Origin of the sequence: Caulobacter sp. CCH9-E1, from assembly GCF_001556515.1 — a bacterium.
Lineage (GTDB): Bacteria > Pseudomonadota > Alphaproteobacteria > Caulobacterales > Caulobacteraceae > Caulobacter.
Window position 1 is genome coordinate 1 of record NZ_LSJA01000016.1, and the last position, 10,391, is coordinate 10,391.

The window sequence follows — 10,391 nt, forward strand, 5'->3', positions numbered from 1 at the left end:
TGTCGGTGCTCGAATTGACTGCGACTGGGCGGGCTCAGTAAGCCTCTGAAATTCCACACCCCGGCGTTCGCAGTCATTGCGTCTGTTCGGATTGAACGGCCTTTCCGGATCGCAATCGATGCGACTGCAGGGCCGTCGCGGGCTCGACATCGAATTGGGCAAGCTCGGGGCGGACGCGGCTGGAACAGGCAGCCGCGGAGGCTAGGAGCACCGGGATCGCGAACGTCGGAGAGCGGGTGACGCGTGCGTTCTGGGCCGGACTCTCCGTCGCCCCGTCGGACGCCGGGGCGATGGCGCAAGGCGGCGAGGCCTTCGACCTGATGTGTACTAACAGCCAGTCGGCGGGAGCCGCGGCTCCGCATAGAGAGCGTCAATCAGGGGGCAGCCGGGATCCTGTCCGGCGTCGCAGGCCCGCACGGAGTCGGCCAGTACCCGCTCCATCCGCTTGAGATCGGCGATACGAGCTCTCACATCCCCGAGATGCGCCGACGCCAGGACGCGCACCTCGGCGCACGAAGCCTCGCCACCGGCCGCAAGCCCGAGCAACGCACGGACCTCATCGAGGGTGAAACCCAACTCGCGGGCGCGTCGCACGAAGCCCAGCCGGCCCACGTCGCCAGCGCCATAGCTTCGGTAGCGGCCCCGCCGCGGCGGCGCGGGCATTAGGCCGATCCGCTCGTAGTAGCGGATCGTCTCTATGTTGCAGCCCGTGCGCCGGGACAGTTCGCCGATCTGGATCGCGGTATCCGCCATGCTGCTCTGCGCCTCTCAAATTTAGGGCTTGAGTCTGTAGTCGCTACAGATCGTATCTAACGATCCTCAGCCCTCAGGGGCAAGCTGTGGACATGACCACAGCTTCGCTCCGACGGTTCCACCGAAGTCGCCGAGGCCATGCCGATGCCCATCCAGAATCCTCTCACCCGCGCGGCCGACAAGGCGGGCGTCATCGGCTCGATTGTCACCGCCATGGGGTGTGCGGCGTGCTTCCCGGCTCTCGCGAGTCTCGGCGCCGCGCTGGGTCTCGGTTTTCTGAGCCAGTACGAAGGCGTCTTCATTCGCTATCTCCTGCCGCTGTTCGCCGTGATCGCCCTCATCGCCAACACGGTCGCCGGGCTTCGCCATCGCCGGTGGGCGCGAATGGCGTTGAGCGTCATCGGTCCGATCTTGGTGCTTGCGGCGGCGGTGCTCATGGCGACCCGCGGTTGGCCGACGGCGTGGCTCCTCTATCCCGGCCTGACCTTGATGGTGGCCGTCGCGATCTGGGATCTGGCGGCGCCGCCGCGCAACGCGCCCGCTCCGCACCGCGACGGGGCGGTTTCCTAGCGTCATGGCGAGGTTGTTCGGAAGGAGAATCTACTTGTCAGAATCCAAAGACAGCCGGGGCGCGTTGGCGCTCGGAGGCCTGGCCGCCATCCTGGCCTCGACCTGTTGCCTCGGCCCGCTGATCCTGGTCGGCCTCGGTTTCAGCGGTGCCTGGATCGGCAACCTGACCGTGCTGGAACCGTACCGGCCGCTGTTCATCGGCGCGGCGCTGGTCGCCATGGTCTTCGCCTACCGCCGCATCTTCCGCCCGGCCCGGGCTTGCGAGCCGGGCGAGGTCTGCGCCGTGCCCAGGGTCAGGACCACCTACAAGGTCATTTTCTGGGCCGTCGCGGCGCTCGTCCTGGTCGCGCTGGCGTTCCCCTACGTCCTGCCCCTGTTCTACTGAAAGGAAGTCCCCATGAAGAAGCTCGTCTCCCTGATCGCCCTGATGGGCGCGCTCAGCACGCCCGCCTGGGCCGCGACCAGGACGGTCACCCTGGCGGTGCCCGGCATGACCTGCGCGGCCTGTCCGATCACCGTCAAGACGGCGCTCGCCAAGGTCGCCGGCGTCGAGAAAACCGACGTCAGCTTCGAAAGGCGCGAGGCCGTCGTCACCTACGATGACGCCAGGACCACGGTCGCGGCCCTGACCCAGGCGACGGCGGGTGCCGGCTACCCGTCCACCGTCAAGCGCTAAGGAGCCAGCACCCGTGACCGCTGCGATCGCCCTGCGCATTGACGGAATGACCTGCGACTCGTGCGCCACGCACGTGAGGGAGGCGCTGGAGCGCGTCCCCGGCGTGCGCTCGGCCGCCGTCTCCTATCCGAAGGCCCGAGCGGAGATCGCGGCCGATGCGGGGGTGAGTTCCGAGGCCCTGGCGGCCACGGTCGCGACGCTCGGCTATCGCGCCTCGGTCGCCGACGCGGGCCGCGCGCAACGCGGCGGCGGCGGCGTCCCGCTGCACGTCGCGGTCATCGGCAGCGGCGGCGCGGCGATGGCGGCGGCGCTGAGGGCCGTCGAGCAGGGCGCGCGGGTCACGCTCGTCGAGCGCGGCGTCATCGGCGGAACCTGCGTCAACGTCGGCTGCGTGCCGTCGAAGATCATGATCCGCGCCGCGCATATCGCCCATCTGCGCCGCGAGAGCCCGTTCGACGATGGGATCGGGTCCTACACGCCCGCGATCCTGCGCGAGCGGCTGCTGGCCCAGCAGCAGGCCCGCGTCGATGAGCTGCGCCACGCGAAGTACGAGAACATCCTGGCCGACACGCCGTCGATCACGGTGTTGCAGGGCGAGGCGCGCTTCCAGGACGCCCATAGCCTGCTCGTGCGCCACGTCGACGGCGCCGAGCATCATGTGGCCTTCGACCGTTGCCTGATCGCCACCGGCGCCAGCCCGGCCATACCGACCATTCCGGGGTTGTTGGATACGCCGTACTGGACCTCGACGGAGGCCCTTGAGAGCGAGACCCTCCCACGGCGCCTGGTGGTGATCGGCTCGTCGGTCGTCGCCGTCGAACTGGCCCAGGCCTTCGCTCGGCTCGGCAGCAAGGTGACGATCCTGGCGCGCAGCACCCTGTTCTTCCGTGAGGACCCGGCCATCGGCGAGGCGGTCACGGCCGCCTTCCGCGCGGAGGGCATCGAGGTGCTGGAGCACACCCAGGCGAGCAAGGTCGCCTTTGCTGACGGCGAGTTCGTGCTCGCCACCGGCAACGGCGAGCTGCGCGCGGACCGGCTGCTGATCGCCACGGGCCGAGCGCCCAACACCCCAGCGCTCGCCCTGGACGCGGCCGGCGTCGCCGTCAACGCGCAAGGCGGCGTCGTCATCGACACAGCCATGCGCACGAGCGCGCGCCACATCTACGCCGCCGGCGACTGCACCGACCAGCCGCAGTTCGTCTATGTCGCGGCGGCGGCCGGAACCCGGGCGGCGATCAACATGACCGGTGGCGAGGCCGTTCTGGACCTGGCCACGATGCCGGCGGTCGTGTTCAGCGACCCGCAGGTCGCCACGGTCGGGCTCAGCGAGGCGGAAGCCCACCACGCCGGGATCGAGACCGACAGTCGCCTCCTGACCTTGGACAACGTCCCGCGCGCGCTCGCCAACTTCGACACCCGCGGCTTCATCAAGCTGGTCGCGGAAGCCGGCAGCGGCCGGCTCATCGGTGTGCAGGCGGTGACGCCGGAGGCGGGCGAGATCATCCAGACGGCGGCGCTGGCCATACGGGCGCGCATGACCGTCGGCGAGCTGGGCGACCAGTTGTTCCCCTACCTGACCATGGTGGAAGGCCTGAAGCTCGCGGCCCAGACTTTCTCCAAGGATGTGACGCAGCTCTCCTGCTGCGCCGGCTGAAGGTTCACCTGGGACCGCGAAGAGGGCGCGTGCACGATGATGACTCCGACCTCACGCGCTGAAGCCGCCGGTTGGCCCGCCGTAGCGTTTCCAGGCGGCGCGATCATCCCCGACTGGGGCGCGATCACGACGTCACGGGCCCAGAATGCCCTGAGGGCCATCGTCGAAGCCTTCATCGGCCCCAAGTGGGATGGGTTGGATGAGACCGAGAGCCGAATCCACGGCATCGTCCTGAGCGGCTACGCCGCAACCGGGCACGCGCCAGAGACGGCGGATGTGGCCGCAGCGGCCGGGCTCACCCGCGATGAGGCCGACGGCGTGCTACGGCGCCTGGCTGAGCGCGATCTCCTCGTTCTCGACGCTGCCGGCCGGATCAGCGGCGCCTATCCGTTCACCGATAGCCCGACCGAGCATCACGTGGCGGCTGGTGGCCTCTCGGCGGGCGCCATGTGCGCCATCGACGCGCTCGGCATCGGGGCGATGCTGGAGCGCGATGTGGCCGTCCGCTCGGCCTGCCGCCACTGCCGGCGCCCGCTCGTCATCCGAACGCGAAGCCACGGCCGCGAGCTGGATCAGGTCGAGCCGATAGGGATCGTGGTCTGGTCCGGCCATCGCTACGCCGCCGGCTGTGCCGCGTCTTCGCTCTGCACCTTGCAGGCCTTCTTCTGCGAGGACGTTCACCTGGAGACCTGGCGCGCAAACAGCCCGGCCGCTGGCCAGGAGGGCGTGCGCCTGAGCCTCGCCGAAGCGCTGGAGATTGGCGTCGCGATTTTTGCGCCGATGCGGATGGAGTGGCCGTCATGGATTCCTACGACCTGATCGTCATCGGCAGCGGCACGGCGGCCCAGGTCGCCGTGGCGAAGGTCCGCGCCGCCGGCTGGTCCGTCGCCGTGATCGATCACCGGCCGTTCGGCGGCACCTGCGCGTTGCGCGGCTGCGATCCCAAGAAGATGCTGGTGAGCGGCGAGGAAGCCATCGACGCGGCCCGGCGCATGGCCGGGCATGGCGTGGAAGGCGCGCTGGCGATCGACTGGCCGGGCCTGATGGCGTTCAAGCGGACCTTCACCGATCCGATCCCCGCCAAGCAGGAGCAGCGCTACACCGAACTGGGCGTCGACGCCTTCCACGGGCTCGCCCGTTTCGCCGGTCCGGACGCGATCGAGGTGGACGGCCGCGCCTTCCAGGCCCGACACGTGCTGATCGCCACCGGCGCCCGCCCGGTCCCGCTGGGCATCCCGGGGGAAGAGCTGGTCAGCACCAGCGACGACTTCCTGGAGCTGCCGGCTCTGCCACGCCGGATCGCGCTGATCGGCGGCGGCTATGTCGCGGCCGAGTTCTCGCACCTGGCGGCGCGCGCCGGCGCGGAGGTCACCATCCTGCAACGTGCCCCGCGGCTCCTGCCGAACTTCGATCCCGACCTGGTCGGCTGGCTCATGCCGCGGTTCGAGGAACTCGGCATCGCCGTCGAGACCGGCGCCACGGTCACCCGAGTCGGGCGGGTCCAGGGCGGCCTGATCGTCCACGCCAGCCGTCCGGGCGCGCCCGACCTCGCCGTCCCGGCCGACCTGGTGGTGCATGCCGCCGGCCGCGGGCCCGACCTCGACGCATTGGACCTCACGGCGGGCCAGGTGACCGCGCGTGACGGCCGCCTACATCTGAACGAGCACCTGCAAAGCGTCTCCAACCCTCGGGTCTATGCCGCCGGCGACGCGGCCGGCGTCGGGCCGCCGCTGACGCCGGTCTCCAGCCAGGACGCCAAGGTCGTGGCCGCCAACCTGTTGGATGGCCCGTCGCACAGGCCGGACTATCGCGGCGTCCCGAGTGTCGCCTTCACCGTGCCGTCCATCGCCGCCGTCGGGCTCTCCGAGGACGAGGCGCGCCGCCAGGGCCACAAGTTCCGGGTCAATGCCGGCTCGACGCCCAACTGGTTCAGCGCCCGCCGTCTAGCCGAACGGGTCTACGGCCACAAGGTGCTGATCGAGCAGGCCACCGACCGAATCCTCGGAGCCCATCTGGTCGGCCCGCACGCCGAGGAGGTGATCAACCTGTTCGGTCTGGCAATCCGCCATGGGCTCACGGCCGCCGACCTTCGATCGACGATGTTCGCCTATCCGACTGGCGCTTCGGATCTCGGCTATATGCTCTGAGGCGCCGGACTAGGGGCGAAGTCCTGAGGCCCAACGACTCGGCTCGCGCGAGTCAGGGTGCGCCAACCTGTTCTCCCTGACCGTCTCGCGAGCCCCCGTTCTGCGACGCCTCAATGGGACCAGACATAGATGGCGAGAGTTGCGGTTCGGGGCGGCCGGACGTGAGCCGAAGGGGCTAGTCGCAAGCAATTCGGACGAAATCTGTTCTGAAAACTGCGCGTTCGATGCGAATGCTGCACCGTTGCGGACGTGACATCGAATCAGGTGAGTTTTGGGCGGGAGCGGCTCGAACAGGAGCGCACGCCGATGGCCGAGAGCAGAGCCAGCCACCAGCCGCAGGGTGAGGAACAGCGCTGGGAGTTGGCCGTTGCGCGCCAGCGCGTGCTGCGCCCGCTGTTGGACAATCCTCACCGTACACGCGCCGAGGTCGAGGCCGCAGCGCGGCGACTGAACGTCCACACGGCAACGGTCTATCGGCTGCTGGCCCGCTACGCGGTCGGAGAGACCGCGCAGGCGGTCGTGACCGGGGTAGGGGGATGGAAACCCGGGCGGCCGCGGCTGCCGGCGCGCGTGATCGAGATAATCGACACGGCCATCGAACAACTGTTCCTCGACCGGCAGTCGATCACCAAGGCGCAGCTGGGGCGCGAGATCGCCCGGCGCTGCACCTCGCAGACCCTGAAACCGCCCTCGCGGTCGGTGATCAGCCGCCGGCTGCAACGGATCGGCGAGCGGGAGATGGCCCGCCGCCGCAAGGGGCCGGGTGCGGCTGAGGCGGCGACGATGCGGCCGGGAAGCCTGACGGTGACGCGGCCGAACGCGATCTGGCAGATCGATCATTCCCCGGCCGACGTCATCCTCGTGGATGCGGACTCGCGCGCGCCGATCGGCCGGCCCTGGGTGACCCTGGTCATCGACGTGGCATCCAGGGTGATCACCGGGCTCTATATCTCGTTGGATCCGCCGTCTGTCGTTTCGGTCGGCATGGCGCTGCAGCATGCAATCTTGGCCAAGGACGAGGCCCTGGCGGAGCGTGGGATATCCGCCGAGTGGCCGGCCTTCGGCCTGCCCGAGTTGGTTCATTCCGACAACGGCTCCGACTTTCGCAGCCGATCGTTTGCCCGGGCGTGCAGCAATCTGGGCATCGAGACGGAGCGTCGGCCCGTCGGCGCCCCCCGTTATGGCGGCCACATTGAGCGCCTGATCGGCTCGGTGATGAGCGAGATGCACCTGCTGCCAGGCGCCACTTTCTCCAACGTGGCCGCCCGCGGCGACTACGACAGCGATGCGGCCGCGGTCATGACGATAGACGAGTTTGAGGTCTGGCTCTGGCGCTTCGTCGCCGGCGACTACAATCGCCGGATCCACACGAGCCTCTCGGCACCGCCGTTGGAGACCTGGCGACGCCTATGCGCCGAACAGGCCGTCACGCCGCGACAACCCCTCGACCCCGAAGGCCTGTTGATCGCCTTCCTGCCGCGCATCTCGCGCACAATCACCCGCCAGGGGATAAGCTTCCACCATGTTCGCTATTACGAGCCCTTCCTGGGGCCGCTGTTCGACAGCGGCCAGCGCCGCGTCGAACTCGCCTATGATCCGCGGGATCTGTCGCGCCTGCTCATGGAGACGCCGCAAGGGGTCCGCGCGCTTCGCTATCGCAATCTCGCCCGCCCGCCCATGAGCCTGTGGGAGCTGCTCGCGGCGCGACGCCGGCTCCGCGCCGAAGGGCGAGCCCAGGTCGACGAGGCGGCCCTCTTTGCGGCTCGTGAAGCCAACCATGCCCTGGTGGCCACGGCAGCGAGCGAGAGCCGCCGGATGCGCCGCGAGTCCGTAAGGCGCGAGCGCCATCGGGCGGAGGTGAAGCAGGCTCCGATCGCGGAGGGCGATGCTTCGGCGGAGCCGCCCGATGCGGCCGCTCCGACAAGCCCGGCACCAGCGTTTGCCGTGGAGATCGAACCTTGGTGAGCGCGATAACCGAGACCTCGGGCCTGACGGCCGCGGCGCGCATCGATCTGGTGCTCTCCGATCGCTGGGTCGCATATCCACAAGGCCAGACGGCCTTGCAGCGCCTCGAGGAGCTGCTCCGTGGCGCCCAGCGGACACGGATGCCTTCGCTGCTCATCGTTGGCGACCCCGACATGGGCAAGACGACGATCCTGAGGAAATTCATGCGCGGTCGCGCGCCGACGTTCGATGCGGAGACCGGTCGATCGCAGATGGAGGTTGTGGCGATCGAGGCTCCGCCCGAAGCCGACGAGCTACGGCTCTACGGCATCATTCTGGACGCGGTTGGCGCGCCGACCCCCACCCGGCGGGCGATGGAGGCCGAGCGGGCCGTCCATGGTCAGCTGGAACGCCTGCGCACCCGGCTGCTGGTCATCGATGAAACCAACAACCTGATGATCGGTACGGGCGCCGCCCAGCGCAAGACGCTGGCCGCCCTGCGCCGGCTGTCCAACACGCTTTCGCTCTCGATGGCCTATTTCGGAACTTTGGAGGCCCTGAACGCCCTGACCTCCGACCCGCAGATCGAAGGCCGCGCCCAGCCCTTCCGGCTCTCGCGCCTGGCCAAGGACGAGACCTACGCCGCGATCGTGGCGGCCGTGGTCGGTCATTTCCCGCTCCGCATGAAGAGCCAGGTCGATGACGCCTTCGTCGGCGCCGTCCATGAGATCAGCGGCGGCAGTCCCGGCAAGACCTTCCGTCTGCTGAACGCCGCTGCCGTCGAGGCCATCGACAGCGGCCGCGAACGGATCACAGTTGAGAGCCTGCACGCCGAGGAGGTGGTCCGCCATGTGCGGACGGCGATGGCAATGCGCCGGGGCGCTCGCGTCCGGGCCGCGGCAGGGTGAGACTGCCCTATGCGCCGCGCCCGACCACGGGGGAGGGACTGTCGTCGTGGACGGCCCGGGTCGCGGCGCACAACTACGTCGATCTCCCAACCTTCTGGGCCTGGCTGGGGATAGGCCCGATCGACGATCTGCACCCCTCGCCAGGCACGCTCGAGACGCTGGCCGAGGTCGGCGGCATGGCGCCAGCGGCGATCGCTGATTTGTGCATCCCGCAGGCGCGCCGGTTGTCCTGGATGGCGGCGCTCGATGCGCAAGGTCGTCGCGGCGGCGCCTGTCCAGTCTGTTGCCGCGAGGCGGCCGCACGGGGGTGTGACCATTGGTGGCCGGCGCAGAGCCAGATGGTGTTCCAGGTGAGCTGTCCGATCCATCGCTGCGCCCTCGTGGACCTCGACGGCCTGGCGTTCGTATCGGCGGGCGTCCTGTTACAGTTGGCCCGACAGGGCGGAGCGGCGCTCGGCGTTGCGCGGACCGCGCGCGTGCTGGGCCAGCGCACGCTCGCCCTGGAATCGGCCCTGGCGCGCGCCTTGGCTGGCCTGGCCATCGGGCCCGGCTGGCGGGTCCGGTCGGCTCGGAGCCTGTTGCGGGCGAGCGAGATCCTGATCGACCTGGTGCTCTATAAAGAGTCGGGGCAGACGCCCTTCGCGTGGCTGTTCGAGCCCGAACGCATCGGCGGACCGTTCATCCTCAGCCTGCAGGCCTCTGACCCGGTCCAGGGGCTGGGCGCCCTGCAGGGCCAAAGCGCGCGGTCTCGCCGCAATGTTCTCTCGGCGCTGGCCGCGCTGCTGAGCCAACCGGCGCAGCTCGAAGGGGAGATCGCCGAGGTTCTGTCCTGGCGCACGGCGGCGGATCACCTGGGCCCCTTTCGGACGCTCGTCGATCATGTCGGCCGCGAGGGCCGACGCCGCCTCGAGATGGCCCTGCAACACCTGCCGGAGGCGATCGCTCTACCAGCGGCCGCAGCGCTGGCGGACGAGGCCGGGGGTGGCTTGCACAAACCCCTTGCCTTTCGGAACTATTATGAAAGAGGTTTGTGAAAGGCGGATCGTCTCTGTCCATATGGGCGCGGTCGGACCTTGCAAAAACGAGCGTTTGTGAAAGGGCTGGACATGCTGATCGGGTACGCCCGGGTCTCCAAGGGCGACGACCAGTCCACGGCCGCCCAGAGACGGGCGCTGAAAGACGCGGGCTGCGATCGATTGTTCGAGGAGGCGGCGAGCGGCGGGCGCTGGGATCGGCCTCAGCTACACCGGATGTTGGACCAACTGCGGTCCGACGACATTGTCGTGGTGTGGAAGCTCGATCGGCTGTCGCGCTCGCTGAAGGACCTGCTGCACATCCTGGAAAAGCTGGAGGTTGTCGGCGCCGGCTTCCGGTCGCTAACCGAAAGCATCGACACCACGACGCCCGCCGGCCGGATGATGATGCAGATGGTCGGCAGTTTCGCCGAGTTCGAGCGCGCCATGATCCGCGAGCGCACCAGCGCCGGCCTGGCGGAGGCTCGCGCGGCCGGACGCATCGGCGGCCGCCGCGCGAAGCTCACGCTCGGACAGCGGATTGACGTCGTCGAGAACGTGCTGTCGGGCCGCAGGTCCGCCGCCGAGATGGCCAGACTCTACAAGGTCAGCGAAGCCACGATCAGCCGCACCGTCGCCGCCGGCAGAGCACAGGGGTTAGTCGCAATGAATTCGAACCAAACCGTTATCTAAAGATGCGACTCGCATCGAATGCGAACACCGACA

Annotated in this window: 11 protein-coding genes; 10 read left to right on the plus strand and 1 reads right to left on the minus strand. The window is 69.1% G+C overall.

The annotated features are described in order from the left end of the window. Window positions 1–327 precede the first annotated feature (327 nt). A complete protein-coding gene (locus tag AX690_RS00880) occupies window positions 328–753 on the minus strand; it encodes a helix-turn-helix domain-containing protein (RefSeq protein WP_066680721.1) in 426 nt (141 codons plus the stop codon). Between the two features lie 144 nt (window positions 754–897). On the opposite strand from AX690_RS00880, the gene merC reads away from it, so the two are divergent. The 10 genes from merC (at window position 898) to AX690_RS00930 (ending at window position 10,358) form a co-directional block, all read left to right on the plus strand. After that, the gene (gene merC, locus AX690_RS00885) at window positions 898–1,323 is read left to right on the plus strand and encodes an organomercurial transporter MerC (protein ID WP_066680795.1); all 426 of its coding nucleotides are present in this window, start codon (window positions 898–900) and stop codon (window positions 1,321–1,323) included. Window positions 1,324–1,327: 4 nt separating this feature from the next. Beyond that, on the plus strand, window positions 1,328–1,708 hold the full coding sequence (gene merT, locus AX690_RS00890) for a mercuric ion transporter MerT (RefSeq protein WP_369798156.1): 381 nt from the start codon (window positions 1,328–1,330) through the stop codon (window positions 1,706–1,708). 12 nt (window positions 1,709–1,720) lie between these two features. Beyond that, window positions 1,721–1,999: a mercury resistance system periplasmic binding protein MerP gene (gene merP / locus AX690_RS00895; RefSeq protein ID WP_066680718.1), complete on the plus strand. Its 279-nt coding sequence runs from the start codon at window positions 1,721–1,723 to the stop codon at window positions 1,997–1,999. 13 nt (window positions 2,000–2,012) lie between these two features. Continuing rightward, window positions 2,013–3,653 carry a mercury(II) reductase gene (gene merA / locus AX690_RS00900; protein WP_156449516.1) on the plus strand — a complete coding sequence of 547 codons (1,641 nt, stop codon included), beginning with the start codon at window positions 2,013–2,015 and terminating at the stop codon, window positions 3,651–3,653. 36 nt (window positions 3,654–3,689) lie between these two features. Beyond that, window positions 3,690–4,472 carry an alkylmercury lyase family protein gene (gene merB, locus AX690_RS00905; RefSeq protein WP_082769422.1) on the plus strand — a complete coding sequence of 261 codons (783 nt, stop codon included), beginning with the start codon at window positions 3,690–3,692 and terminating at the stop codon, window positions 4,470–4,472. After that, complete coding sequence (locus AX690_RS00910; RefSeq protein ID WP_066680788.1) at window positions 4,454–5,800, plus strand: NAD(P)/FAD-dependent oxidoreductase; 1,347 nt, start codon at window positions 4,454–4,456, stop codon at window positions 5,798–5,800. Before merB ends, AX690_RS00910 begins: the two co-directional genes overlap by 19 nt. Before the next feature lie 306 nt (window positions 5,801–6,106). Next, window positions 6,107–7,765, plus strand: a complete 1,659-nt coding sequence (locus tag AX690_RS00915) for a Mu transposase C-terminal domain-containing protein (protein WP_066680715.1) — start codon at window positions 6,107–6,109, stop codon at window positions 7,763–7,765. Further along, complete coding sequence (locus AX690_RS00920; RefSeq protein ID WP_231732068.1) at window positions 7,762–8,652, plus strand: TniB family NTP-binding protein; 891 nt, start codon at window positions 7,762–7,764, stop codon at window positions 8,650–8,652. Before AX690_RS00915 ends, AX690_RS00920 begins: the two co-directional genes overlap by 4 nt. Then, a complete protein-coding gene (locus AX690_RS00925; protein WP_066680710.1) occupies window positions 8,649–9,686 on the plus strand; it encodes a TniQ family protein in 1,038 nt (345 codons plus the stop codon). The genes AX690_RS00920 and AX690_RS00925 overlap by 4 nt, the downstream gene beginning before the upstream one ends. Window positions 9,687–9,758: 72 nt before the next feature. After that, window positions 9,759–10,358, plus strand: a complete 600-nt coding sequence (locus AX690_RS00930) for a recombinase family protein (RefSeq protein WP_066680709.1) — start codon at window positions 9,759–9,761, stop codon at window positions 10,356–10,358. Window positions 10,359–10,391 lie beyond the last annotated feature (33 nt).

Coding starts and splice junctions, on each gene's coding strand:
- merT (WP_369798156.1), top strand. CDS start 1,328: ATGGCGAGGTTGTTCGGAAGGAGAATCTACTTGTCAGAATCCAAAGAC.
- merP (WP_066680718.1), top strand. CDS start 1,721: ATGAAGAAGCTCGTCTCCCTGATCGCCCTGATGGGCGCGCTCAGCACG.
- merB (WP_082769422.1), top strand. CDS start 3,690: ATGATGACTCCGACCTCACGCGCTGAAGCCGCCGGTTGGCCCGCCGTA.
- AX690_RS00910 (WP_066680788.1), top strand. CDS start 4,454: ATGGATTCCTACGACCTGATCGTCATCGGCAGCGGCACGGCGGCCCAG.
- merC (WP_066680795.1), top strand. CDS start 898: ATGCCCATCCAGAATCCTCTCACCCGCGCGGCCGACAAGGCGGGCGTC.
- AX690_RS00915 (WP_066680715.1), top strand. CDS start 6,107: ATGGCCGAGAGCAGAGCCAGCCACCAGCCGCAGGGTGAGGAACAGCGC.
- AX690_RS00930 (WP_066680709.1), top strand. CDS start 9,759: ATGCTGATCGGGTACGCCCGGGTCTCCAAGGGCGACGACCAGTCCACG.
- AX690_RS00880 (WP_066680721.1), bottom strand. CDS start 753: ATGGCGGATACCGCGATCCAGATCGGCGAACTGTCCCGGCGCACGGGC.